Source organism: Citrobacter sp. CFNIH10, from assembly GCF_002934585.1.
Lineage (GTDB): Bacteria > Pseudomonadota > Gammaproteobacteria > Enterobacterales > Enterobacteriaceae > Citrobacter_A > Citrobacter_A amalonaticus.
This window is the reverse complement of sequence record NZ_CP026212.1, coordinates 25,657-47,774: the sequence shown is the minus strand read 5'-3', so window position 1 is coordinate 47,774 and position 22,118 is coordinate 25,657. Positions and strand designations below refer to the sequence as shown.

General features: G+C 52.0%; 33 protein-coding genes. 32 read left to right on the top strand and 1 reads right to left on the bottom strand.

What is annotated here, in order from left to right; translation table 11 throughout:
* Positions 1 to 9: 9 nt before the first annotated feature.
* The 22 genes from C2U53_RS01190 to C2U53_RS01070 all read left to right on the top strand — a co-directional run bounded on the left by C2U53_RS01190 (position 10) and on the right by C2U53_RS01070 (position 14,731).
* On the top strand, positions 10 to 429 hold the full coding sequence (locus C2U53_RS01190) for a DUF1380 domain-containing protein (RefSeq protein ID WP_001568043.1): 420 nt from the start codon (positions 10 to 12) through the stop codon (positions 427 to 429).
* A gap of 53 nt (positions 430 to 482) precedes the next feature.
* Positions 483 to 1,250, top strand: coding sequence for a hypothetical protein (locus C2U53_RS01185; RefSeq protein WP_013214013.1), 768 nt, complete (start codon positions 483 to 485; stop codon positions 1,248 to 1,250).
* A 680-nt stretch (positions 1,251 to 1,930) separates the two neighbouring features.
* Positions 1,931 to 2,359 (top strand): antirestriction protein, encoded by a 429-nt coding sequence (locus C2U53_RS30080; protein WP_004152356.1) that lies wholly within the window; start codon positions 1,931 to 1,933, stop codon positions 2,357 to 2,359.
* Between the two features lie 42 nt (positions 2,360 to 2,401).
* On the top strand, positions 2,402 to 2,908 hold the full coding sequence (locus C2U53_RS01175; protein ID WP_042946350.1) for an antirestriction protein ArdA: 507 nt from the start codon (positions 2,402 to 2,404) through the stop codon (positions 2,906 to 2,908).
* 42 nt (positions 2,909 to 2,950) lie between these two features.
* Positions 2,951 to 3,142, top strand: a complete 192-nt coding sequence (locus C2U53_RS01170) for a hypothetical protein (protein WP_001568047.1) — start codon at positions 2,951 to 2,953, stop codon at positions 3,140 to 3,142.
* A 187-nt stretch (positions 3,143 to 3,329) separates the two neighbouring features.
* The gene (locus C2U53_RS01165; RefSeq protein ID WP_074184110.1) at positions 3,330 to 3,584 is read left to right on the top strand and encodes a DNA polymerase III subunit theta; all 255 of its coding nucleotides are present in this window, start codon (positions 3,330 to 3,332) and stop codon (positions 3,582 to 3,584) included.
* Between the two features lie 34 nt (positions 3,585 to 3,618).
* Positions 3,619 to 3,936: a hypothetical protein gene (locus C2U53_RS01160; protein WP_004118473.1), complete on the top strand. Its 318-nt coding sequence runs from the start codon at positions 3,619 to 3,621 to the stop codon at positions 3,934 to 3,936.
* Between the two features lie 739 nt (positions 3,937 to 4,675).
* Entirely contained in the window at positions 4,676 to 5,188 is a 513-nt protein-coding gene (gene ssb, locus C2U53_RS01155) for a single-stranded DNA-binding protein (RefSeq protein WP_004152654.1), read from the top strand.
* Between the two features lie 47 nt (positions 5,189 to 5,235).
* Complete coding sequence (locus tag C2U53_RS01150) at positions 5,236 to 5,478, top strand: DUF905 domain-containing protein (RefSeq protein WP_004152655.1); 243 nt, start codon at positions 5,236 to 5,238, stop codon at positions 5,476 to 5,478.
* Between the two features lie 68 nt (positions 5,479 to 5,546).
* Positions 5,547 to 7,556 carry a ParB/RepB/Spo0J family partition protein gene (locus C2U53_RS01145; RefSeq protein ID WP_004152656.1) on the top strand — a complete coding sequence of 670 codons (2,010 nt, stop codon included), beginning with the start codon at positions 5,547 to 5,549 and terminating at the stop codon, positions 7,554 to 7,556.
* 45 nt (positions 7,557 to 7,601) lie between these two features.
* Positions 7,602 to 8,033 (top strand): conjugation system SOS inhibitor PsiB, encoded by a 432-nt coding sequence (gene psiB / locus C2U53_RS01140; RefSeq protein WP_040217767.1) that lies wholly within the window; start codon positions 7,602 to 7,604, stop codon positions 8,031 to 8,033.
* A complete protein-coding gene (locus C2U53_RS01135) occupies positions 8,030 to 8,752 on the top strand; it encodes a plasmid SOS inhibition protein A (RefSeq protein WP_022631512.1) in 723 nt (240 codons plus the stop codon). Before psiB ends, C2U53_RS01135 begins: the two co-directional genes overlap by 4 nt.
* A gap of 3 nt (positions 8,753 to 8,755) precedes the next feature.
* Positions 8,756 to 9,079 (top strand): hypothetical protein, encoded by a 324-nt coding sequence (locus tag C2U53_RS01130; RefSeq protein ID WP_004199367.1) that lies wholly within the window; start codon positions 8,756 to 8,758, stop codon positions 9,077 to 9,079.
* A gap of 110 nt (positions 9,080 to 9,189) precedes the next feature.
* Positions 9,190 to 9,549 carry a hypothetical protein gene (locus tag C2U53_RS01125; RefSeq protein ID WP_022631513.1) on the top strand — a complete coding sequence of 120 codons (360 nt, stop codon included), beginning with the start codon at positions 9,190 to 9,192 and terminating at the stop codon, positions 9,547 to 9,549.
* Positions 9,550 to 9,596: 47 nt separating this feature from the next.
* Positions 9,597 to 9,869 (top strand): hypothetical protein, encoded by a 273-nt coding sequence (locus C2U53_RS01120; RefSeq protein ID WP_004152661.1) that lies wholly within the window; start codon positions 9,597 to 9,599, stop codon positions 9,867 to 9,869.
* Positions 9,866 to 10,216 (top strand): hypothetical protein, encoded by a 351-nt coding sequence (locus C2U53_RS01115; protein ID WP_004153414.1) that lies wholly within the window; start codon positions 9,866 to 9,868, stop codon positions 10,214 to 10,216. Before C2U53_RS01120 ends, C2U53_RS01115 begins: the two co-directional genes overlap by 4 nt.
* 629 nt (positions 10,217 to 10,845) lie before the next feature.
* Positions 10,846 to 11,199: a hypothetical protein gene (locus C2U53_RS01100; RefSeq protein WP_004152748.1), complete on the top strand. Its 354-nt coding sequence runs from the start codon at positions 10,846 to 10,848 to the stop codon at positions 11,197 to 11,199.
* 56 nt (positions 11,200 to 11,255) lie between these two features.
* Entirely contained in the window at positions 11,256 to 11,603 is a 348-nt protein-coding gene (locus C2U53_RS01095; RefSeq protein ID WP_004152749.1) for a hypothetical protein, read from the top strand.
* Between the two features lie 94 nt (positions 11,604 to 11,697).
* Entirely contained in the window at positions 11,698 to 11,844 is a 147-nt protein-coding gene (locus C2U53_RS01090; protein ID WP_004152750.1) for a hypothetical protein, read from the top strand.
* A gap of 50 nt (positions 11,845 to 11,894) precedes the next feature.
* Positions 11,895 to 12,728: an N-6 DNA methylase gene (locus C2U53_RS01085; protein ID WP_004152751.1), complete on the top strand. Its 834-nt coding sequence runs from the start codon at positions 11,895 to 11,897 to the stop codon at positions 12,726 to 12,728.
* Positions 12,729 to 13,547: 819 nt separating this feature from the next.
* Positions 13,548 to 14,369 carry a DUF932 domain-containing protein gene (locus C2U53_RS01075; protein ID WP_004152492.1) on the top strand — a complete coding sequence of 274 codons (822 nt, stop codon included), beginning with the start codon at positions 13,548 to 13,550 and terminating at the stop codon, positions 14,367 to 14,369.
* Between the two features lie 32 nt (positions 14,370 to 14,401).
* Positions 14,402 to 14,731 carry a DUF5983 family protein gene (locus C2U53_RS01070; RefSeq protein ID WP_011977736.1) on the top strand — a complete coding sequence of 110 codons (330 nt, stop codon included), beginning with the start codon at positions 14,402 to 14,404 and terminating at the stop codon, positions 14,729 to 14,731.
* Positions 14,732 to 14,763: 32 nt separating this feature from the next.
* Here C2U53_RS01070 and C2U53_RS01065 read toward each other — a convergent pair whose 3' ends face one another.
* Complete coding sequence (locus C2U53_RS01065; protein ID WP_022631514.1) at positions 14,764 to 15,249, bottom strand: transglycosylase SLT domain-containing protein; 486 nt, start codon at positions 15,247 to 15,249, stop codon at positions 14,764 to 14,766.
* A 432-nt stretch (positions 15,250 to 15,681) separates the two neighbouring features.
* On the opposite strand from C2U53_RS01065, the gene traM reads away from it, so the two are divergent.
* From traM to traV, 10 genes are all read left to right on the top strand, one after another.
* Complete coding sequence (traM, locus tag C2U53_RS01060; RefSeq protein WP_004197733.1) at positions 15,682 to 16,071, top strand: conjugal transfer relaxosome DNA-binding protein TraM; 390 nt, start codon at positions 15,682 to 15,684, stop codon at positions 16,069 to 16,071.
* A 238-nt stretch (positions 16,072 to 16,309) separates the two neighbouring features.
* Positions 16,310 to 16,984, top strand: a complete 675-nt coding sequence (locus C2U53_RS01055) for a hypothetical protein (protein WP_004197737.1) — start codon at positions 16,310 to 16,312, stop codon at positions 16,982 to 16,984.
* Between the two features lie 185 nt (positions 16,985 to 17,169).
* On the top strand, positions 17,170 to 17,352 hold the full coding sequence (locus C2U53_RS01050; protein WP_049192503.1) for a TraY domain-containing protein: 183 nt from the start codon (positions 17,170 to 17,172) through the stop codon (positions 17,350 to 17,352).
* Positions 17,353 to 17,401: 49 nt separating this feature from the next.
* A complete protein-coding gene (gene traA / locus C2U53_RS01045) occupies positions 17,402 to 17,770 on the top strand; it encodes a type IV conjugative transfer system pilin TraA (protein ID WP_042946346.1) in 369 nt (122 codons plus the stop codon).
* Between the two features lie 13 nt (positions 17,771 to 17,783).
* The gene (gene traL / locus C2U53_RS01040) at positions 17,784 to 18,089 is read left to right on the top strand and encodes a type IV conjugative transfer system protein TraL (RefSeq protein WP_004178059.1); all 306 of its coding nucleotides are present in this window, start codon (positions 17,784 to 17,786) and stop codon (positions 18,087 to 18,089) included.
* Positions 18,090 to 18,108: 19 nt separating this feature from the next.
* Positions 18,109 to 18,675, top strand: coding sequence for a type IV conjugative transfer system protein TraE (gene traE / locus C2U53_RS01035; RefSeq protein WP_020316627.1), 567 nt, complete (start codon positions 18,109 to 18,111; stop codon positions 18,673 to 18,675).
* A complete protein-coding gene (gene traK, locus C2U53_RS01030; RefSeq protein WP_032738531.1) occupies positions 18,662 to 19,402 on the top strand; it encodes a type-F conjugative transfer system secretin TraK in 741 nt (246 codons plus the stop codon). The genes traE and traK overlap by 14 nt, the downstream gene beginning before the upstream one ends.
* Complete coding sequence (gene traB, locus C2U53_RS01025; RefSeq protein WP_042946342.1) at positions 19,402 to 20,826, top strand: F-type conjugal transfer pilus assembly protein TraB; 1,425 nt, start codon at positions 19,402 to 19,404, stop codon at positions 20,824 to 20,826. Before traK ends, traB begins: the two co-directional genes overlap by 1 nt.
* A complete protein-coding gene (gene traP, locus C2U53_RS01020; RefSeq protein WP_023340943.1) occupies positions 20,819 to 21,415 on the top strand; it encodes a conjugal transfer pilus-stabilizing protein TraP in 597 nt (198 codons plus the stop codon). The genes traB and traP overlap by 8 nt, the downstream gene beginning before the upstream one ends.
* Positions 21,416 to 21,437: 22 nt before the next feature.
* Positions 21,438 to 22,007, top strand: a complete 570-nt coding sequence (gene traV / locus C2U53_RS01015) for a type IV conjugative transfer system lipoprotein TraV (protein ID WP_023340942.1) — start codon at positions 21,438 to 21,440, stop codon at positions 22,005 to 22,007.
* The last annotated feature ends 111 nt before the right edge of the window (positions 22,008 to 22,118 follow it).

The following is a 22,118-nucleotide window of genomic DNA, read 5'->3' as shown; positions in this document are numbered from 1 at the left end:
GGAGAGAACATGTACGGAACCCGTGAAGATCTTTGCAGGATGCTGAATGAGCAATATCCCGCAGAAACCCCGCTGAACCTGATTATCTGGACCCCGGCGGATATTGAAGCACTGGCTGACGGGATGGAATATTCCTTTTCAGAACATGACGTAAGGGCAGTACTGGAACGCATGGACACTATACCGGAAGAACAACGGCTTGAGTCGGGCGTGTCAGCCGGCCTGGTGATGGCACTGATAGACCAGGTGAAAGAGAACGGGCAGAGGGTGACTGTGCCGGTTGACCTGCTTGAAACCCTGCTGATTACCGCCGAACAGGCATTGTGGGACAGGGAATGGACCGCACGGGATCGCAACCTCCCGGTGCCGGAAAGCGTAATGCGCCGCCTGGCGGATACAGCAAAAGTGCGGGCATTACTGAAAAGCTGACAGCAGATCGCCCCGCCACGCGGCGGGGTGATATAACCCGGACAGAGACGATAATGATGAAAAAAGAAACCCTTAACACGCTTATTCTGCGTCACGGCGACCGGATGCTGCGCCAGGCTGGCTGGCCCGACACTGTTGATATGGCGCCCGTCGCCCCCGAAACCGTACCCGGCTGGCTTGCCGCCTGCGGCTCTCTCAGTGGCGTGGAAATCCTCACGCTTACGGAACAGCTTTGTCAGCCGCTGACGTATGGCCGGGCAGCGTTGTTGCTCGCCAGCGCCCGGCGGCTGGCGGGAACCCCGGCTCGTCTGCATCTCTTTCCGGTGCAGGCATATCCGCATCCGGAGCGGCTGGCTGACTGTCAGGTTATCCGCCTGCCTTACGCTCAGGAGTGGCTGACAGCGGCGGAATGTGACGATCTGCTGGCCTTCCTGAAAGCCTCCCTCACGCAGATATCGGAAATCGTCCACCGGGATACGAAGCGCATCGCCGCCGCGCTTACGCCGTCCGTCAATCCCCGTCTGATGGACAGGCGGATCGGTGACTGGCGCTTGCTGGCCGTTGAGTATGATCATGATAACTGCCTGGACGAAGACGAAACCGACAGGCTGGATCAGGTCCTCGATGCCATTCTTATTCGCGATGCGCGATTCTGCCCGGTCCTGCTCACCCTGGTTAACGAGCGGGAGGAAACTATCAGGAGCGCAGGGGTTATCGCTGATCAGCTGCGTTTTACGGACACTCCGGTCCGGCGCTGGTTTGATCGCCGGGTTTTAAGGGAAATGGTGAGAGAGGCCCGCGCCAGCAGAACTCAGGAGTGACAGCCCGGAGCGTCAGGGGAGGGGGACCCTCCCTTGTCAGCCTGCCGGCACAGGAGGTGTGGTGCGATAAGGATGTCGCCGTGCCGGCTCCGCGTCCACCCGGCCCGGTTTCCGGGCCTTTTGGGTGAACACAACCCTCTGTTATCGCCGTGCCGTGTGCTGGCTGTGCCGTGCCTTCACTTTAGCCCGACAGCCGCAGAGGCTGGAGTTCGCTGGCGCCGCCATCCCCGGATAAGGCAGTCGCCGGCTTGCCGTTGCCGCCGGCTCCGCTTCACCCGGCCCCATCCCTCCGGTCCGTGGCCTTATTACTGCGTCTGTCGCGTTGCGACATCTGCTTCCGCTTTTCTCCCGGTGGTCGAAAAACGGGGGAGAGAAACCCTGTATTCAACCTCCTGCATCGCGACGGGTAGTGCCGTGCCTTCACTTTAGCCCGGCCGCTGCAGATGCAAGGGTGCGCTGACGCCGCCATCCTCGCCCGGTCGCAGGTTTTTTATGATGCTCGCCGTTCTTCCCGTCGTTTTCTCGCTCAGGTTTCGCTCGAAAACCGTCCAGACCAGCTTCGCGCTATATCTGCGCTGCGGCCTCCGGTGTCGCCCCTGCATCTTCCGCTTTTCGCCGGGCTGTCGTGTCGGCACGGCACAACCCGGTGCCGCAGTCTATGTGATTACGGAGGTTTATCCATGCAGTATGTGAATACATGCCCGGTCCTGAATGTTGAGGAGTCCGACCGCCTGTCTTTTATGCCGTACCTGTTCGGCACGGATTTCATGCTCGCGGAATTACAGGTGTACGCTCTGGCCAAAAAATGGATGCCCGGCTATGAGGGCGGCTTCTGGCATTTTATTCGCCTGCCGGAGGGGGGCGGCTACATGATGCCGGATTGTGGCCGGGTACATCTGGTCAGTAGCGAAAACTGGTTTGATCGCACTGTCAGCGCCGACGCGGCGGGCATTATTCTGACCAGCCTGGCGATTAATCGCCGTCTGGCGGCCCATCATGACAGCAGTAACCCGGCGCTGACCCGCCTTTATATGCTGCGTGATGCCCAGCTCTGGAATCACATCACCTTTCACCCCGAATGCAGTGCTATTTACGCCGCGCTGGACTGATTAACGACCGGGGCGGTTACACCGCCCCGCAGGGAGACAAAAATGACTTCATCAGTAACCGTTCCGGCCGTCTACGTGGGCACATATCACCAGTACAACGGCGGCAGTATTTTTGGCAAATGGTTTGATTTAACCGACTTCGACGACGAAGACGAATTTTATGACGCCTGCCGGGCGTTGCATGCCGCCGAGGATGACCCCGAGTTTATGTTTCAGGACTGGGAAGGGATCCCGTCTCAGTTTGCCTCTGAATCCTCTGTTAAGTGGGCGTTTATCGAGGCATTCCGGCAGGCTCAGGACGAAGGACGCGCTGCCGCGTTTGTGGCCTGGGCGGACTATACCGGCGAGTGCGACTATGACGCCTTTGATGAGGCGTATTGTGGCGAGGCTGAAAGCGAGGAGGATTTTGCTTATGGCTTTGTGGAGGATCACGGCCTGTTAAACGAGGTGCCTGAATCCCTGCGCGTCTATTTCGATTATGAGGCTTACGCGCGGGATCTGTTCAGCAGCGTCTATGTCTTCCATGAAGGCTATGTATTCAGCAACTGATTACTATCCGGCGGGGAAGCCCGCCGGTTAAGGAGAAAGCACATGAAACTTGCACCACAAAGCCGCGATATCCTGCGACAGTACAAAGCCCTGATTAATGCCCGCCGCCGCGATGCCGGTCAGCGGGAACTGACCACTGCGCAGGTGATGGATGAAATCTGCGAATACATGACCTGTCAGTGCGCCGTCTATATTGGCGGCCATTTCATTCTTCAGGGGGGAAAGGCACGATAAATCACAGGGCAGGGGGGAACCTCTGCCGCTTCCGGCCGCGCGAAAACCCGGGCAGGCTGCGCCTGCCGGAGAGAGACGTCGCCGCGCCTCCGGCGCCGCGCACTCTCCTCTCCGTTGTCAGTCGCTGTTGCCCCGGAATTCGCGTATTATCAGGGATATCTTCCTGTAAAGCAGACCGGTGATGCATATGTCAAAGTGGAATATCGCCTCTTTTTCAAAGGAGGTGCAGGATAAAGTTGCCGTCGATAAGGTGGCTGCTGCTGTTGCCTGGCAGGAGCGCATGAACAAGCCCGTCGTGCCGGAACTTGTTGAACGGGAACAGCCTGAACACCTGCGCGAATATTTCCATGAACGGCTCCGCGTACATAGACTGAACAGTCAGCAGCTGCCGCGCGCAAATGCACCCGAATATAATAAACCGGGAGATGATCAGCAGAATTGATTTTCTTACTCAGTGTTTCCAGGGAGGGTAATCTGTGCGTATGTCTCTGATGTTTGCTGCCGTGACGCTTTTAACCGGTATTAACCTGTTTTTTATTCCGTTTCAGCCTGTTCCGGCTCTGTGGGGGGCTATTCTGGCCGTTGCTTTTGTTCTGATTAATGTCGTGGCGGATAAGCTGCGCCTCTGGAGTGGTATTGCGTGGATTATCGTTGCCGGCATCATCATAACGCTGATGCTGAAGGGGAAAGAGCCGGGTGACGAATTTCGTGTCCTGATCACCGTTTTCGCTTTCCTGGCTTCAATCTGGTATAGCGTTGCGCAGTTCAGGAAGGAAAATAAGCTCCGTTCCTGACGCCCCGTCTGGTATGCCGCCGGTTTATCATGGCTTCTTTCCGGCGGCATGAAAAACATATTCTCTCCAGCCTGCATCTTTACGTTTCCGGCTTGCTCCCTGCTGTCTGTCTGCTTTCTCTTCTTCTTCCTGCTGTGATGTCTCTTTTTAACCCTTAAAGGCTTTAAAAGCACACCCATACTGGACACCTTCGGCTCCCGGCCAGCTGCGCTGTCCAGTCGTCGAGCCACACTCCGCTAACCGCGAAAAGATGCGGTAAACTCCGCCGAACCCGCTACGCGGTTTCGGGCCTGGCGGCTAGTGTCTGATGTCTGAAGTCAAGGTCAACGGCAGCGCTTGCTGCGACCGTTCCGGCCGCGCCGCTTTCACCGTGCCGGCGATAAAGCTGCCGGCACTCTGCAGGGCAACGCCGTTTCGCGCCCGCGCTCTTCGTCGTTGCGGCGGGTGCCTGCTCCTTCCCCCTGGCGCCGTATCACCCGTTTGAGTCCATTCGCCGGGGCTGAGACAAGCACAGTCGCCATCATCCGTCCAGGGTAAATGGCACGCGGTAAACCGCGCCCTGGACAGCTGCCGTCGCCCGTGCTCGTTTACGCCCTTGCGGCGAACGGCTCTCAAACGGGTGAAGGTTATATCCAGGGGGCAGGTTCAGCAGGTCCCCGCACAAAGTCAAAACCGCGGCCCCGGCAACTCAACGGGTGATGGTTTTAAAAGGCAAAACAACAGATTAAGGAGATTCATTATGGCAACACGTGGCGTCAATAAAGTCATTCTTGTCGGTTATCTCGGACAAGATCCCGAAGTTCGTTATCTGCCTTCCGGTGGCGCAGTGGCTAATTTCACCCTGGCCACGTCAGAAACATGGCGTGACAAACAGGATGGACAAATGCGCGAAAACACTGAATGGCACCGTGTTGTTGTGTTTGGAAAACTGGCCGAAGTGGCCGGGGAATATCTGCGTAAAGGTGCTCAGGTCTATATCGAAGGTCAGTTACGTAGCCGCAAGTGGACTGATCAATCTGGTCTGGAGAAGTACGTTACAGAAGTTGTGGTTAACGTTGGGGGCACCATGCAGATGCTGGGCGGCCGCCGTGAAAGTCAGCCTCAATCTGATCCGCAAACGCCACCTCCTGCCACCTCCGGTGCAGCGAAAGGGAAAGGTAAGGCTGCAGGTAAAAAATCTAACACTGCTCCGCAGCAACCACCTTCGCAGCCTGATCCGGGTCACGATTTTGACGATGAGATCCCCTTTTGATGACGCAGAAAAGCCTCTGATGCAGGGGCTTTTACAGGAGAAAAACCATGACAGACAACACGAACACATTACTTAAGTGCCTCGCCGATGGCTCGTTCACACGCGAACAAGCCACAGCGGTGGCAGAACAGTTTCAGAATGTCACCATTGAAGACGATCAGGGTACACATTTCCGGCTGGTTGTTCGTCGAGACGGTGAAATGATTTGGCGGGGGTGGAATTTTGAAAAAGGGGCCGCCTACTGGCTCAACCGCTACATCGAATTCTATGGCATCCGTAAAACGAAGTAATGAAGTAAGAAGGCGCCGGGTAGGGGGACTACCCGGCAGACAATCATTAATCCAGTGAGGTATCAATTATGTCCGTGACCGAGTCTAAAGCAAAAACATCTGTCAAAACCAGCAAAAAAAACGTCAAACCTGCCGAAGCAGCGGCTCTGAAAGAGGCGCTTGAAGCAGCACAGATTGAACTGGTGCCGCTGTCTGCGCTGATTAAATCGCCACTGAACGTTCGCACTATCCCGTACCCGGTTGAGAGTGTCCGGGAACTGGCTGAATCCATTGAGACCATTGGTCTGATTCAGAATCTGGTTGTGCATACTCTCCCGGAAGGTATGTCAGGGGTGGCTGCAGGTGGTCGGCGTCTTGCAGCCCTGCAGTTATTACTCACTGAAAACCGCATCGATGCCGGGTATCAGGTGATCGTTAAGCGGGTTAGTGACGAACTCGCGGTTGTGGCCTCAATGGTGGAAAACAACCAGCGTGTGGCCATGCATCCGGCAGAACAAATTGCCGGATTCCGCAAACTCTCCGAACAAGGGAAAAGCCCGGCGCAGATTGGTGACCAGTTGGGGTATGGAAGTCGCCACGTTCAGCGCATGCTGAAATTGGCTCATCTCGCCCCGGAAATCCTCGAACTGCTGGCAAACAATACCCTTGATGTGGAGCAGTGCCAGGCACTGAGTCTGGAAAGTGATCAGGCGCGTCAGGTGCAGGTATATGAACAGGTGAAAGCTGCTTACAGCACGGTTTCGGCACATCTCATCAAGCGGGTAATTACAGAAACGGAAATTTCCGTTACACATCCTCGCTTTGTCTTCATTGGTCGAGAAACCTACGAAGCAGCAGGTGGTGTGGTTCGTGAAGATTTATTTAGCCAGGAGGAGAATGACGGTACTGCAGATCGCGTGCTCGTAGACCGTCTGGTTATGGAAAAACTGGAGACTGCTGCACTGGCAATTGAACTGAACGAAGACTGGTCATGGTCAATAGGGCGGGAAAACCCACTGCAGAACTATGGTGAAGATCGTGAAAATTACCTTCTGCTTCCTGTGCCAGAACCGCAGTACACACCGGACGAACAGCAACGACTCGACGAGTTGTACGCTACACAGGCGGCAACGGAAACCTACGAGGATGAAGCCGCTATTCAGGTTCTGATCGACGAAATAGAAAGTCAGGCGGCACACCGTCAATGGACTGACGAACAGAAGGCAAGCTGTGGCGTAGTAGCCTGTCTTCATAATGGTGAGCTTTGCATTTTGCGCGGGATTCAGAAGAAGGTTAAAACGCCCGGGGAGGCGGATGCCGCTACGCAGGCGACCAGCCGTGATCTGCATGTGATCGACCGTAAAGAGCCGGATGCCGCAGAAGGGATCAGTCTGCCCTTACTCAAAAAAATGTCTTCCGAACGCACACTGGCTGTTCAGGCTGCCCTGGTACAACAGCCACAGAAAGCAGTGGCCCTGATGGTCTGGCGGCTGTGCTCCTGCGTATTTGAATACTGCCTTACCACCCGTCACCCCTTTGTAATGCGGATGGATGTTCATCACAGTGGGTTGGTCAGCGAAGCCCCGACCGGAAAAGACGGTCTGGCGTGGCAAACTCTTATGCAGGAGAAAAACCGTCTTGAAGGCCTGTTACCGCAAGGCTGGAAGAAGGACTTTTCCACATTTTTCACACTGGACGGTCAGACCTTGATGGCTCTGATGGCGTTCTGCACGGCCTGTTCCGTTGATGGGGTTCAGACCCGTGAGCATGGGCATACCAGCCGTAGCAACCTTGATGAGGTGGAGACGGCGATCGGATTCAATTTGCGTGACTGGTGGCAGCCCACTGCTGAAAACTTCCTCGGCCTGCTCAGTAAAAACCAGATAGTGGAGGCGTTACAGGAAGCTGGGCTGGATTCAGTCGCCGTCGAAGCGGCGAAGCTGAAAAAGGGAGATGCGGCGATCCTTGCAGAGCGTTCTCTGTCAGACACCCGCTGGGTACCAGGCTGGATGCAGCCACGGGATACGAAAAAATCGGGTTCGACAACGACGCCCGATACCGATGCTGATAACGAAGACAACACGGCTTGCGCCGCCTGATAACCAGAGCCGCCCCGTCAGGGGCGGCAGCAGGGAGACAATACTATGAAAACTGTGCTGAATCTTGATGTTCTGAAAACCATGTCTACCGAAGAACTGGAAGACTATCGTAACGCCGGTGAGGATTTTCGTCGTGAACTGAGCCATGCAGTCATGCGCGATTTAACGGTACCGGATGGCTGGGCAGTAAATGCGGAATACCGGGCCGAATTTGGGGGGGTCTTTCCTGTCCAGCTCCGGTTTAGCCCGTCTCATGACCATTTCGATGTAGCAGTATGCAGTCCGGGTGATCTCAGTCCTGTGTGGATAATCGTCTTTATTACCCGTGGAGGCCAGCCTTTCTCTGTCGTTTGCTCGATGGCCAGATATAACCCGGAACGGATTAACCATGCGCTGTCCCTTATCGCGCGCCTCGATGAGGACGGATATTCATTTGCCAGCATCATCAACACCCTGAAACAGGAGGGCGAACAATGATCCATTCATCCCGTTCCCTTGTTACCCTGCAACCTGCTCGACAGGCTGCACTGCAGGCCATCATGACTGTGGAAGATGCTCGCCAGCGCGGCGCTCGTCTGCCATCGATGCCACATGTGCGAACTTTTTTGCGCCTGCTGACGGGCAGCGGCCGCATTAACAACGAAGTGGCGCGACGCATTCCCGGCTTATATCGTGATCCAAAGGACCGACTCTCAAACCTGAAGCAGGTGGAAGAAGCGCTGGATGTATTGATTGCCAGCAATGGCGAGTATTGTCCTTTGCCATTGTCGCAGGATGTGCAGTCTGAACTGTTCCCGGAGGTGAGGCACGCCCGTGGAGAGCGGAGAACTCAGCGTCAGAACATCGCATTCACCCGCAAAATGCGGCGGGAAGCGCGGAAGGTTGAACAGTCATGGCTACTGCGCCAGAATTTGCTCGGGCAGGCTGTCACTGAGCTAAATTTCCAGTCGCCGGAAACGGTTAACAGCTGGTACCGCCGGTGGAGCGACGAGTTTGACGCGAGTGAGCTTGAACCGGCCTTCTGGCGTTGGCAGACGCGATTTACATCTCTCAGGGATCTTCGCTGGCTCCTTTGTGCTCATGCCCCCTTGTATGAGGTTATGCATGAAATCCGTTTCATCGTTCAGGAATCGGAAGAGGCCATCCTTGAGAGGGAGCGCTGGCTGGTACCAAACAAACTTATCTGCAGAGGATAATTGATGACATGGCGCTATTCGCTGCGCTGGAAGTTACCTTCTCCGTGTCCAGGAGTGGAGGTGCTCGCTTCGGAACAAGTTGAGGAAGGACAACCAGCGCCAGCATCAGTTATGGATTTGTGGGTGGCAGGGGCAGGGTATGCTGTGTGCCTGGATTTTTGTGGGGACAAGCCGATCCGTCGCTGGAGTGAAGAACAAAAAGCTGCAGCTCGCCGACGCAATCTGGCGAAAAGAGTATATCGTACCGCCCCACTGTTTGCTGATGAACTCATCGAAAGAGAACTGGAGGCTCGGCCTGATTATTTTAGCGGTAAAACAGTCCGTTAAATGATATTAAACTCAGCGAGATTTAAGGGTTATGTATCAAACGGCAATGGATTAATGAATTTAGATTGAAATAAGTTGGGTGTGCAGATTTTAAAGGAAAGCGAGGGATTATGATGAAGTTTATGGTGGTATTTATTTGTGTGATTTTAGTGCTTTATGGATTTTACGGGCTTACCGTGCGTGAATCGATAGTGTTTACATTTTTGGGGTTCAGCATTTCAGCTATTTTTGCTGCTTTTGCTGGAATGTGGATTATAGCTATGGCCGCAACAGTGTCTTTATTAGGTGGTTCTATGATGAACGCAAGGATAATTGCATGCCAGTTATTTGCCATAGCTATGTGGATGTTAATTATTGATGTTGCCGGAGTGACTGAATCAACGCAATTGTTAGCCGGCTTTTTTTTGTTGATTATGTATGACATCTGTCATACAGTTGATTGTGTAATGAACAGCAATTTTTCCACTTAACTCAGTGAGGCGAAGCGCAGTCGCGGGTGAGCCAAAGGAGAGCCAGCATGAACTTCACGATAAAATCCCGTAAAACCGGCGAAATTTTCAGTTTTTACGCACCCGAGAGTGGCGGTTATGTCCACCTGGAGTCCCCGGGACACTCTGGTAACACAGGTGCTCAGATTTGCCGTGGGGGAGGGTTTATGGGCAGTACGCTGTACTGTGACGCTTCTGAGGACGATCTGGCCAGTGTTGCCCGTAAATGGTATCGACAGTTCGTGAGGGAGCGGCGCAAATTCTTAATGATGTCGGGCCAGTATTCTGAGGATAACCAGTGAAAAAAGAGATCTCCCGCAACCCCTCTTTCACGCCTTCGCCTAAGCTGCGAGCACATCTGAACTCCCACAGGGAAGGGGTGACTGAAAGGCTGAATAATATCTTTGATCGCTATGCGCATCTGGTTCGGGCCTGTGCCCTTCCTCTCGATGACGACGAAACACAGGTTCTGCTTAATGTGCTGAGTGGCTCCGTTGTGGAACCCGCCTTTATTGAATATCTGGCTCAGGAAATTCGGGACTCGGATGATTATCTGGAAGGGATACCCGCAGCTAAATCACTGTACGAAAAGTGTTACTCAGCGACCTATCCGCAATTGCTGGCCACCGTCGAACGCCTGGAACGTTAAGAAAGGCATAACAACACTGGACCCCTTCGGCTCCTGACCAGCAAAGCTGGCCAGTCGTCGAGCCACACTCCGCTAACCGCGAAAAGACGCGGTAAGCTCCGCCGAACCCGCAAAGCGGTTTCGGGCCTGACGGCTAGTGTCTGATGTCTGAAAGGTCAACGGCAGCGCTTGCTGCGACCGTCCCGGTCGCGCCGCTTTCACCGTGCCGGCGATAAAGCTGCCGGCACTCTGCGGGGCAACGCCGTTTCGCGCCCGCGCGTTCCGTCGTTGCGGCGGGTGCCTGCTCCTTTCCCCTGGTACCCGTATCACCCGTTTGAGTCCATTCGCCGGGGCTGAGACAAGCACAACCCGTCTTGCTGTCCAGGGGACGGCAGGGCCTTTCGCAATAAATTTTCCCCGGCCATTCCGCTGCCGCTTCATTAGGCCGAAAAAAATTTCCCGCTCACCCCCGGACATCTGCACCGGGCCGTGCTCGTTTACGCCCTTGCGGCGAACGGCTCTCAAACGGGTGAAGGTTATATCCAGGGGGCAGGTTCAGCAGGTCCCCGCACAAAGTCAAAACCGCGGCCCCGGCAACTCAACGGGTGATGGTTTTAAAAGACAGAAAAACAGACAGAGGAGAAAGTAGGATGAGCATACAAAACGTCAACGTAAAACCCTCCACCAAAGAAAGCACAACCCTCCGGACTGACTGTTTTGTGCGCAACATTCATTCCCGTAACCCTTTCGATGTGATCCGCGCTGATGTGGTGCTGGCTCGTATGGAAAAACAGGCAAGTCGTGGGTGTGGTTTGTACTACGAGATTTATGCGTCCCGTCTGTTGAGTATGGCTATGATTTACCTGGAAAAGCTGCCGCTGAAAGATCGTCCGGTATTCATTGGCGCGGCGGCTCAACGGGGTTACATGCTGACGCTGGCGGAAGAAGAACGTGCTCATGATGAATGTGCCGACCTTATGAGCGAGCTGGCAGCTGATTACTGATGACCTAATCGGGTGGCGGTTTGGTACTGCCAACCCTTAACCTGAAGGAGAACCCCATGCACTTACTCCTCACCGAATCCTCAGCCCATCCGGGAATGCTGGCTACAGCAGAAGCAGAGCGCGAATACTGGTTGAGCCTGCAGAAAGCAGCGGTAAAAGCCCCCTCAGAAATCGACGTTCACACATTCCATGACGCGCTGGGCCTGATGTATCCGCTCAACTGGTCAACGAGTGAGAACGGCGAGTGGGAAACGTTCATGCTGCAGGAGATGGTTTGCGGTGACGTGACAGAGATCTATGCCCGCTACGGAGCCAGATATTTCCGGCTGCGGGATGTGTGTAACCTGAGCCATGCGCAGATCACAACGCGCATTAAGGAGGGATTTAACCTGACCGAAAAATGAAAAAAGCAGGCTTTCGCCTGCTCATTCCACGCCGGATGTGACACCCGCAAAAGTTTGCATCCGGCATACACAAAATAAACATGGAGATTAAACCATGAATTTCGACCCGCAAATCGTCGCACAGGCGAACGCGTTTGTAAATGCCCTTCGCAGTGGTCAGCGAGCCCGCGTTCCCGCTTTAAAGCTGGAGTACTGGCAGCAGTTCATGACCGCGGTTTACGCTGGCCTCGGCCTCGCGTGATGTGAAAAACGCCGCCCCCTGAAGGGGGCGGCATTACCGGAGAATGTTTCATGTCACAACTGAGTTTTGCCGATGTGTTCAATATGGCCAGAGAAGCCGCTGATAACAGCCCTGTCATTCAGGCAGGGCAGCAGATCGCGGAAATGGTGCCCACGGTTCAGCGTATGATGAGCGAGCAGTACAGCCGGAGCCGTTTTATCCGCGTATTTAAGGATACGGGCCGCCATCTGGGGCGCTGGGAAGTGTTCAGTGATTTTCTGTCGCTTGCCGCCAGCGAGCTGGATATGGCCCGGATACGAACGCCGGAGAGCATGGAGAACTGCCGGAAAATCTGCGCCCGGTACGGGGCCACCGACATCGCGAACATGCAGGAAATGTTCTGCCTGATGGTGTGTGCGCTGGAGGCGAAATTTCATGATTTCCTCGGCGCTATTTTTATGGAGCTGGAGCTGGGCGATAATTTTCGCGGGCAGTATTTTACCCCGTATTCAGTGCAGTGTCTGATGGCGCGGATGCTAATGCCAGGTGTCAGAGACACTATCCGCCGGGAAGGGATTGCCACAGTCAGCGATCCGGCGTGTGGGGCTGCCGGGATGCTGATCGCCTATGCAGAGTGCCTGCTTGAAGCCGATATCAACCCCTCAATGCACATGTTCGGCAGCTGCATTGACATCGATCCGGTAGCGGCAGATATGGCCTTCATCCAGCTGTCACTGCTGGGGATAGCGGCGGAAGTGGTGACGGGCAACACGCTCACGATGCAGTACCGGCGGGTGAGGTATACCCCGGTTTACTACCTGAATGCCTTTGAAAAGCGACTGGCAGATCTTCGCCGGTTCAGGGCCATGCGGGACTTTTTGCGCGGAATACAGGAGGCCGCGTAAATAACCGAAAGGGCAGGGGATCACCTGCCCGACTGCGCTAAAAGGCCGCGCGCCTGCGTCGCCGGGAAAACCGGGCCGCGCTCACGCGCCGCCCGTATTTCCTTTCCGCGTTTTCCCTGTTTGCTGCCCCCTGTCTTCCTGCTTTCTCTTCTTCTTTCTGCTGTGATGTCTCTTTTTAACCCTTAAAGGCTTTAAAAGCACACCCATACTGGACACCTTCGGCTCCCGGCCAGCTGCGCTGTCCGGTCGTCGAGCCACACTCCGCTAACCGCGAAAAGACGCGGTAAGCTCCGCCGAACCCGCAAAGCGGTTTCGGGCCTGACGGCTAGTGTCTGATGTCTGACGTCAAGGTCAACGGCAGCGCTTGCTGCGACCGTCCCGGTCGCGCCGCTTTCACCGTGCCGGCGAAGGACTGCCGGCACTCTGCGGGGCAACGCCGTTTCGCGCCCGCGCGTTCCGTCGTTGCGGCGGGTGCCTGCTCCTTTCCCCTGGTACCCGTATCACCCGTTTGAGTCCATTCGCCGGGGCTGAGACAAGCACAACCCGTCTTGCTGTCCAGGGGACGGTAGGGCCTTTCGCAATAAATTTTTCCCGGCCATTCCGCTGCCGCTTCATTAGGCCGAAAAAAATTTCCCGCTCACCCCCGGACATCTGCACCGGGCTGTGCTCGTTTACGCCCTTGCGGCGAACGGCTCTCAAACGGGTGAAGGTTATATCCAGGGGCAGGTTCAGCAGGTCCCCGCACAAAGTCAAAACCGCGGCCCCGGCAACTCAACGGGTGATGGTTTAAAAAATTCAGATCTAATTAAGGAGAAAAAAATGCGTTTAGCATCCCGATTTGGACTTACTCATTCCATTCGTCAGGAACGCCCACTGACTAACGATGAATTAGTCAAGGTTGTACCTTCTGTGTTTTCAGAAGAAAAGCATAATTCACGTAGTGATCGCTATACCTATATTCCAACCATTACACTGCTGGATAAATTACGTGAAGAAGGTTTCCAGCCATTTTTTGCCTGTCAGTCACGAGTAAGGGATGAGGATAAACGGGGGCATACTAAGCATATGGTAAGACTTCGCCGTGAAGGGGCCAATAAAGGAACAGAAGTACCCGAAATCATTCTTCTTAACTCGCATGATGGATCGTCCAGTTATCAAATGATCCCGGGTATGTTCCGTTTTGTATGCACAAATGGCCTTGTGTGCGGTACGTCGTTTGGTGAGATTCGTGTACCTCATAAAGGTGATATTGTGGGAAGGGTTATCGAAGGTGCTTACGAAGTTCTGGGAATTTTCGATAAAATAACTGAAGGCGTTGATGTCATGAAGTCTATTGCCTTAACCAAGGAAGAACAGCGTCTGTTTGGACAAGCTGCATTAACCTACCGATATGAAGATGAAAATAAATCTCCGGTCAGTATTGAACAGATAATTCATCCGCGCCGTTATGAAGATAAAAAAGATGACATCTGGACTACATATCAAAGGGTCCAGGAAAATCTGATTAAAGGCGGTTTGCCTGGCCGAACTGAAAAAGGGAAAAGAACAACAACCCGGCCAGTAAAAGCAATCGATGGTGATGTTAAACTCAATAAGGCATTGTGGTTAATTGCGGAGAAATTCCGCACTCTTAAAGGCTAATTATAAGCGCCGGGCAGCTGTCCGGCGTTTTGATGGTGGGAATACTTATGTTTGAATTTAAAGCTGTCTGTATCAGTATTTCACATATGGAAGAAGGTGATATCAGAGTTCTTCAGGTGCTTTCATCAACAACCAATTATCTAACTTGCGATAGTTACTTAGAGTGGATACATGATACACCTTATGGTTGTGTTATAAGGATGTATGATTTCAAACGCCATCTTCTGGCGCTAAAAAGAGGTGGGGTGTCAAAATTTTTACGCAAAAATCTCATACTAATGCACCGGGAGGGCGGGTATCTGCTTTTTCATTTTGATAGTGATGCCGATTATTATCCAGGTATAGATGCCGTAGATTTTTAAGAAATTCAAGCCTTCTTATATCAGAAGGTTTTTTAGTTCATGGCGATTTTCTGATCTTTAGAAGAAGTTCGTTTGCTTGCTTTGATAGCCGTGTAGTAGTAATGGATCTTCTTCGCATACTCGTAACGTCTTGCTGCCTGGCGCGGGGTCTTTTTGAAGCCTGCATTGTATGCCCCGACTGTATCCCACGAAACGCCCCACTTTTTAAACGCCTGAGCCAGATAATAGGCTCCGGTGTAGATGTTAAGACAAGCATCGCTAAGAAGATGATCCGGTTTTATTCCATATCGCGACAGTTCGTTGAAATGCTGCGAGTCAATTTGCATCAAGCCTGATCCATAACCCGTAACAGGATTACGCCCAATCGCATCAATTTTAAATCGTGATTCTTGCCATGATATAGCACGCAGGAGATCCGGATCAATTTTGTAATCCCTGCCAGCCATATCAAAGCAGTCTGCTGCCATTGATGACAATGGTATTAAAGACAGGATGATACCAAACGCTACTCCCTTCATGAATTCCCCTCCGTGCCAAATCCCGGAATAACCTTAACCCATCCAAGACCGAGACTCAACATATATGCACTCCTCACCACAAAATCACCACACACTACGCAAAATTAAAATTTTGCAGATTGGTATTTGGAAACAGTGAGTTATGAGGGGTTAAGTTATTTAATTTAATATAAGCTAATACATATATGAATTGGTGGTGATTCACTAGTGATTCATAAACAAGTCAATTGTAAATTGAGTGCGATTCATGATATTAAAATCAGGTGGTTGAGATGAATTGACTTGTAATTCAATTCGTGATGTGATTTGCTTAATGAATTACAAAATTAAAGCTTGGTTTATGATTCGATTCATGAATTGAATTGTTAGGGGTTCGATTGTTCTGGAATCTGAAAAATAAGTAAATGTTTTAATTTTAATAAGGAGAGCGAGATGGGTAAAGTGCAGGCCTACCCCAGTGATGAGGTGTGTGAGAAAATTAATGCGATTGTAGAAAAACGCAGAATGGAGGGGGCTAAAGATAAGGATGTCAGCTTTTCAAGTATATCGACAATGCTACTTGAGTTAGGCTTACGTGTTTATGAGGCTCAGATGGAACGTAAAGAGTCTGGTTTCAACCAGATGGCATTCAACAGAGCATTACTTGAAAGTGTTGTGAAAACACAATTTTCAGTGAATAAAATTCTGGGTATTGAGTGTCTGAGTCCTCATGTTAAAGATGATCCACGGTGGCAATGGAAGAGTATGGTTCTGAATATCCAGGAGGATGTTCAGGAAGCCATGCGAAATTTTTTTCCTGATGAAGATGCTGAGGGAGAGTAATTTAAGATTTTACGTAATAATGAAGCTGATAGTGTTAGTTTGCAGGAAATCATTCATTGTATATGTGATTATTCTAAGGATGGTTTAAAATTCAGTGTAAAGATCTGCTCATATTAGATGATTTTGTTGAGTGTAGGTTTTATAATTGGGATGTAGTTTAAAATTTAAAAAACATTGGTGTAGAGAGATGAGAGCTCTCTACACCAACTATCCATAGAAACCTTCTAAGGAGGCACCTATGTGTGCGATGGATCGTAGTCAAATCATGGTGTACAGTCAATCGGAAATCATCAATCATCTTGAGGATTTGCTTTCAATCTCATCAAGTCAATCCTTCGTACGCGATGCTCAAGGGGAGTTAATTTATTTGAGTCCTCCTTTTGAAAGAACTGTCCTGAATGGCAATGAATTAAACATATGGTTTTCATCTATCCCAGTTAATGTTCGGTTAGACTTGTTTAACGCCGAGCTGAATTCTTTATCAGGAATGGGACCATTTGTTTTTAAGAACGTTAAATCAATAGGTTGTTTGCTAACAATATTAATTGAATGCATCTCAGTCAATAATGTTAAATTTGTGCGATGGGTGTTTTTTTTAGAATCCACGAATTTTTTATCTTTGGGTGACGAATATTTTCGGGCCTCTGTGGAAATTGATGATATCTTTTGTATGAGAAAGAAAGTGGATTTAGATTTCTGGAAGGTATTTAATTTGTATGCATATGGGTTTACGATATCAAAAATTTGTAGCTCTACAAAATTGACTGAAGACAAGGTGAAGAAACTAATAAGGAAAATTAAAACTGATTGTTTTGTAAGTGACAGGGATTACTTAGGATTGTTGGTATTGAATACATTTAATTATTGTCAGCTTGCTTTTAATGTAATTAAGATTCTATCTGGTAAATGTTAATGTTATGTTAATTGCGCGCACTTTTAGTGCGCGCAATTGTGAAAATAATTTACTCAATATTCCTCCATGATTTATTTACTTTTTACTTTGCCAATGTAAAATTTTTTAAGAGTTGGTAATCTTACTTTGGAGGTCGATTGGAAAGAGCGATTAGGAGCAACGCACGACCTGCGCCTGGAAAAAATGTGCTTTTAAAATTAGATGAAGAAACTAATCGTCGACTCATCAAAGCAAAAGACAGAAGCAGAAGAAGTAAAACAGCTGAAGCTTATTTGAGACTGAAAGATCATCTAGAACGTTTTCCGGACTTTTATAACTCGGAACTAGCCGTACCAGGAGGTGAAAAGGAAGAGGATTTAACATCATAGTCAAAAAATCTGTTTTATATATCAACCATTCTTTTTAAAGGAAATAAATATGAATGCTGTATTAAGTGTTCAGCGTACTGCTGTCTCTGAAGAAACCAAACCGTCTTTTCTGTCCCGCGTTTTCAATAAAAAGAAAGCCCTGAAAGTCGCTAAAGTTGCGCTGCCGGTTGCTGCTGTGGCGGCGTTCTTTCCGGATGCTGCGATGGCCACCACCACGGCAACCGACCTGATGAAGTCCGGGGATGCGACCGTTAAAGGCACGTTTGGTAAGTCTTCCAGCGTCGTCAAATGGGTGGTTCTGGCAGAAGTTGTCGCCGGCGGCATCATGTACATGATGACCAAAAACGTGAAGTTCCTGTTCGGCTTCGCGATTATTTCCACCTTTATCACCATCGGTATGTCAGTCGCCGGTTACTGACAGGACGCTCGTGATGACGGGAGACGAATTAAAGCGATACCGTTTCCCGGAAACACTGACTAACCAGTCCCGCTGGTTTGGCTTATATCTCGATGAACTTATCCCGGCCGTGATTTGTCTCGGCTGGGGTTTCTGGACCAGCAAGTTCATTTTTGGTATGGCTGCAGCGGCACTGGTTTTCTGGGGTATCAAGAAACTGAAAAAAGGGCGGGGCAGTTCCTGGCTACGCGACCTGATTTACTGGTATCTGCCAACCTCCCTTCTTAAAGGTTTCTTTCATGATGTTCCGGACTCCTGTTTCCGGCAGTGGATTAAATAAATAAACGGGGAAATAACATATGGAACATGGTGCCAGACAAAATACCACCCGCGTTATCGCTGTGGGATTTATCAGTCTGGGGACACTCCTGACCCTCAGTCTTGCGACCAATATTATCCAGGGCATAAATAATTACCGTCTTCAGACAGAACAGAAAGTCGCTGTGACACCGATGTTATTCAGTGCTCCCTTTGCGGTGTCTCAGAACCAGGCTGACGCCTCTTATATTGAGCAGCTGGGCCTGTCCTTTATTGCCCTGCGTCTGAATGTCACGCCGGAAACTGTTGATGCCCAGCATCAGCAGCTACTCCGGTATGTATTACCCGCCTCGCAGAACAGCCTTAAGGTCCAGCTGGCTGAAGATGCGAAACGCATTAAAGACAATAACGTTAATGCCACCTTTTATATGACGTCGATCCGTGCCTGGCCGGCAGAGAACCGCGTGGATATCCGGGGTGAGCTGAAAACGTGGATTGGGGATTCCAAACCCTACAGTGAAATTAAAAGCTATGTCATTCAGTTCAGTCGTGTCGATGGTGTCAGCTGGCTGGCGCGTTTTGGAGAAATAAATAATGAAAAAAATTAACCCGTTATTTATTTCATGCTGTCTGCTGTTGGTCGCCCCCGCGATGTCAGCGACCCTCAGCGGTACGCTGGCGCCGACAGTGGTCCCCCTGACCAATGGCGGTCAGGCAAATATTGCCGTGAGTAACACCGACCCGAATCTGTTCACTGTACCAGGCGATCGCATCACGGCGATAAACAGCCTGGACGGTGGCCTGACAAACCAGGAGCAGACCGACAGCGGCGGCGCCATTCTGGCGACCGTCAGTAAAAAACCGTTCACCTTCATTGTGGAAACCGAACGCGGGCTGAACTTCTCCATTCGTGCCGTGCCCCGTGCGGGCTCAGGCCGGACAATTCAGCTGGTCAGCGAGCTGGCGGGGACTCCCGGTCCGGCAAAAGCCTGGGAAGAGTCGAACCCCTATGAATCGTTACTGGTTTCGCTGAATCGCGCCGTGCGCCAGGGCAGCGTACCCGATGAGTATCAGTCTGTCCCCGTCACCTCTGAAGTGCTGCAGGTGCCGGCTGGTCTGCGCGCCACTGCCGACCGGGTCTGGGTCGGCCACCACCTGAAAGTCGTCCGTTTCAGTCTGGATAACGTCTCCCTGTCGCCCCGTATGGTGCGTGAAAGCGATTTCTGGCAGCCAGGAACACGTGCCGTCATGTTCAGTACCCCGGCGGGCCTGCTGACTGCCGGTGGTCGCATGCAGATCTGGGTCACGACGTCAGATGAAGGAGTGAAGCGCTGATGGCCAACTTCAACACGCTGATCAAACGTAAGCAATATATCTGGCTGGGACTCATTCTGGCGGGCGGCGCGGCAGCCGTTGGGGGCGGGCTGTATCTTTCTGATCTGAACATGAGCTCTGATGAGGAAGCCCCGGCTCAGGGCGAACCCGCGCCGGACATGACCGGGGTGGTCGACAGCAGCTTCAACAGTAAGGTGGAGCAGCACGCGACCACCGAAATGCAGGCGACAGCTGCTGATCTCAACAAGCGTTTTGACTCCCTGCAGGGGGAAGTGGACCTGCTGAGTAAGGCGCGAACCGCTGACCAGATACGTATCGACAAACTCAGCAGTGACAATGAAGCCATGCAGAATCAGCTGAAGGCGCTGGGCGTGAAACCGGCTGTCTCTGGTGGCGAGCCCGCGCCGACTCCTCCGTCACCGCCACCCGGTCCGGAAGGTGAGCCGCAACCAGCCAGTTATCCGCCGCAGACCGGCGCCGCGGTACCGCCTCCGACGGCATTCTATCCGGGGAATGGTATGACACCGCCGCCGCAGGTCAGCTACCAGTCTGTGCCGGTACCAAACCAGATACAGCGTAAAACGTTCAGTTACGACAAAGGAAAGAACGCGAAGTCATTGCCGTACATTCCGTCGGGGAGCTTTGCAAAAAGCATGCTTATCGAGGGGGCAGATGCCAACGCGTCTGTTACCGGGAATGAATCCACTGTACCGATGCAGCTGCGTATCACCGGTCGCGTGGAAATGCCAAACAGCAAAACCTACGACCTGACAGGGTGTTTTGTGGGGCTTGAAGCCTGGGGCGACGTATCGAGTGAGCGCGCCATTGTCCGGACCCGCAATATCAGCTGTATCAAAGGTGATAAAACCATCGATCAGCCCATTAACGGCCACGTGTCATTTATGGGGAAAAACGGGGTTAAGGGAGAGGTGGTGATGCGTAACGGAAAAATCCTCGGCTGGGCATGGGGGGCCGGTTTTGTTGACGGGATTGGTCAGGGCATGGAACGGGCTTCACAGCCGGCAGTTGGCCTGGGGGCAACCGCATCTGTTGGCGCCGGTGATGTTCTGAAAATGGGCGTCGGCGGTGGTGCATCTAAAGCTGCGCAGACGCTGAGCGAGTACTACATCAAAAGGGCCGAGCAGTATCACCCGGTCATTCCGATTGGTGCCGGCAATGAAGTCACCGTGGTCTTTCAGGATGGTTTTCAGCTGAAAACCATTGAGGAACTGGAAGCGGAAAAGAACGGGCAACAGCAGGCTCAGAATCAGGAGGCGGAGCCGGCACCGCAGGCTGATGCACATCATCAGTCAGGCGGCGGTATGAACGGATTCAATACTGACGAGATGCTGAAGAAGCTGGGCAAACTTGATCCGCGGGAGTTCTCTCCGGGCGCAGCGCCGCAGGGGGAAAATAATGGCTAAGTCTCTCATTACTGCTGTTCTGTCTGCACTGCGCTGGGCTCACTGGCTGGTTAAGTGTGCGGTGGTGTATCCGCTGGCCATGATGATGTTACTGGTTGTTCTGGTGTTCCGGACGGGACCGTACACGTTCGGCCAGACGCTGGTGAAAACCGTAGAGTCTGTGCAGCAGGAGGGATATGTCATTCAGGACTGCACGTGGCCGAAAGAACTCAATGGTGATGCGGTGAACACACCACTGCCTCCGGTTTTACAGGAAGACTGCACCACCGTCAGTACGGATGCGGCAGGGTATGCAGCATATATCGACCAGAGCTATACGCATAATATTCTCTGGCTCTGGCTGCTGATGGCGGTGGTGTTTACCGGGATCGCTGTGGTTTTCCGTCGGACTCCTGTCCGCAGGGGGATCATACGGAAAAACGGTGTTGTCGTCGGAGAGTCTGGTTCGGGTTCTTCAAGGCTGATTCTAGCCCGATCTGATGTCAGCCAGATTAAGCGTGTTTACGATGAAATGAGTCCGGGTGAAGGGGATAAATTTGTTCGGGCGATTAAGGAAAATACCCAAATCAGGATGAACCTGAAGAAATAACCGATAAATAGCGAGAAATATCATGAAGGAATTAATGCTGTTAATTCCTCTGGGCAGCGCTTTGCTCTTAACCGGGTGTGCGGGCACAGAGACCGAATTTCAATGTAATGCCACGACGTCGGATACCTGTATGACGATGGAACAGGCAAATGAAAAAGCGAAGCTGAAAGAGGAACGCAGTGATGCAAAGCCGGCTGCGGCCGGGTTGCCACAACTGGCTGAAGGTAATTTCAGAACCACATCAGTTAATTCGTACCCGTTGCCGCCACAGCCAAATTTAATGCGTCCCGGAGCAACAACAACTGCACCGACTAATACAGTAACGTCAGGATTGCTGACGAATAACAGGAAAGTCAGTACGCCGGTATATCGGCCCGTGGCTGTAGCGCCAGCTGTTCGGCCGGTGAGTGTATCAACTTATACATCACCGGTGACGGCTCCTGGTAACTATCCCCGGCCATTAAGAAAAGGGGAGGAGACAACGTCATTGTGGATAGCGCCGTATGTGGATGCAGATGATGTATATCACCAGCCGGCAACGGTTCTTTTTGTCGTAAAACCATCGGAGTGGGGACAACCTCGCCTTAATTGATTTACGGCGCCATTACTGGCGCTGCAGTAAGTTTTCATTTCTGAATTAAAACGAGTGCCCTCTGCGTTGAAAGGGATGGGCGGTAGCGTGTGAAATGAACGTCGATAACGA

Excerpts from the sequence above, each read along its gene's own strand:
- psiB (WP_040217767.1), top strand. The coding sequence starts at position 7,602 with ATGAAAACTGTGCTGAATCTTGATGTTCTGAAAACCATGTCTACCGAA.
- C2U53_RS01190 (WP_001568043.1), top strand. The coding sequence starts at position 10 with ATGTACGGAACCCGTGAAGATCTTTGCAGGATGCTGAATGAGCAATAT.
- C2U53_RS01095 (WP_004152749.1), top strand. The coding sequence starts at position 11,256 with ATGCACTTACTCCTCACCGAATCCTCAGCCCATCCGGGAATGCTGGCT.
- traA (WP_042946346.1), top strand. The coding sequence starts at position 17,402 with ATGAATGCTGTATTAAGTGTTCAGCGTACTGCTGTCTCTGAAGAAACC.
- traL (WP_004178059.1), top strand. The coding sequence starts at position 17,784 with ATGACGGGAGACGAATTAAAGCGATACCGTTTCCCGGAAACACTGACT.
- C2U53_RS01100 (WP_004152748.1), top strand. The coding sequence starts at position 10,846 with ATGAGCATACAAAACGTCAACGTAAAACCCTCCACCAAAGAAAGCACA.
- C2U53_RS01070 (WP_011977736.1), top strand. The coding sequence starts at position 14,402 with ATGGTGGGAATACTTATGTTTGAATTTAAAGCTGTCTGTATCAGTATT.
- C2U53_RS01075 (WP_004152492.1), top strand. The coding sequence starts at position 13,548 with ATGCGTTTAGCATCCCGATTTGGACTTACTCATTCCATTCGTCAGGAA.
- C2U53_RS01120 (WP_004152661.1), top strand. The coding sequence starts at position 9,597 with ATGAACTTCACGATAAAATCCCGTAAAACCGGCGAAATTTTCAGTTTT.
- traM (WP_004197733.1), top strand. The coding sequence starts at position 15,682 with ATGGGTAAAGTGCAGGCCTACCCCAGTGATGAGGTGTGTGAGAAAATT.
- traK (WP_032738531.1), top strand. The coding sequence starts at position 18,662 with ATGAAAAAAATTAACCCGTTATTTATTTCATGCTGTCTGCTGTTGGTC.
- C2U53_RS01085 (WP_004152751.1), top strand. The coding sequence starts at position 11,895 with ATGTCACAACTGAGTTTTGCCGATGTGTTCAATATGGCCAGAGAAGCC.
- ssb (WP_004152654.1), top strand. The coding sequence starts at position 4,676 with ATGGCAACACGTGGCGTCAATAAAGTCATTCTTGTCGGTTATCTCGGA.
- C2U53_RS01055 (WP_004197737.1), top strand. The coding sequence starts at position 16,310 with ATGTGTGCGATGGATCGTAGTCAAATCATGGTGTACAGTCAATCGGAA.
- traE (WP_020316627.1), top strand. The coding sequence starts at position 18,109 with ATGGAACATGGTGCCAGACAAAATACCACCCGCGTTATCGCTGTGGGA.
- C2U53_RS01090 (WP_004152750.1), top strand. The coding sequence starts at position 11,698 with ATGAATTTCGACCCGCAAATCGTCGCACAGGCGAACGCGTTTGTAAAT.
- traV (WP_023340942.1), top strand. The coding sequence starts at position 21,438 with ATGAAGGAATTAATGCTGTTAATTCCTCTGGGCAGCGCTTTGCTCTTA.
- C2U53_RS01145 (WP_004152656.1), top strand. The coding sequence starts at position 5,547 with ATGTCCGTGACCGAGTCTAAAGCAAAAACATCTGTCAAAACCAGCAAA.
- C2U53_RS01165 (WP_074184110.1), top strand. The coding sequence starts at position 3,330 with ATGTCAAAGTGGAATATCGCCTCTTTTTCAAAGGAGGTGCAGGATAAA.
- C2U53_RS01175 (WP_042946350.1), top strand. The coding sequence starts at position 2,402 with ATGACTTCATCAGTAACCGTTCCGGCCGTCTACGTGGGCACATATCAC.
- C2U53_RS01170 (WP_001568047.1), top strand. The coding sequence starts at position 2,951 with ATGAAACTTGCACCACAAAGCCGCGATATCCTGCGACAGTACAAAGCC.
- C2U53_RS01065 (WP_022631514.1), bottom strand. The coding sequence starts at position 15,249 with ATGAAGGGAGTAGCGTTTGGTATCATCCTGTCTTTAATACCATTGTCA.
- C2U53_RS01185 (WP_013214013.1), top strand. The coding sequence starts at position 483 with ATGATGAAAAAAGAAACCCTTAACACGCTTATTCTGCGTCACGGCGAC.
- C2U53_RS30080 (WP_004152356.1), top strand. The coding sequence starts at position 1,931 with ATGCAGTATGTGAATACATGCCCGGTCCTGAATGTTGAGGAGTCCGAC.
- C2U53_RS01135 (WP_022631512.1), top strand. The coding sequence starts at position 8,030 with ATGATCCATTCATCCCGTTCCCTTGTTACCCTGCAACCTGCTCGACAG.
- C2U53_RS01130 (WP_004199367.1), top strand. The coding sequence starts at position 8,756 with ATGACATGGCGCTATTCGCTGCGCTGGAAGTTACCTTCTCCGTGTCCA.
- traP (WP_023340943.1), top strand. The coding sequence starts at position 20,819 with ATGGCTAAGTCTCTCATTACTGCTGTTCTGTCTGCACTGCGCTGGGCT.
- traB (WP_042946342.1), top strand. The coding sequence starts at position 19,402 with ATGGCCAACTTCAACACGCTGATCAAACGTAAGCAATATATCTGGCTG.
- C2U53_RS01150 (WP_004152655.1), top strand. The coding sequence starts at position 5,236 with ATGACAGACAACACGAACACATTACTTAAGTGCCTCGCCGATGGCTCG.
- C2U53_RS01125 (WP_022631513.1), top strand. The coding sequence starts at position 9,190 with ATGATGAAGTTTATGGTGGTATTTATTTGTGTGATTTTAGTGCTTTAT.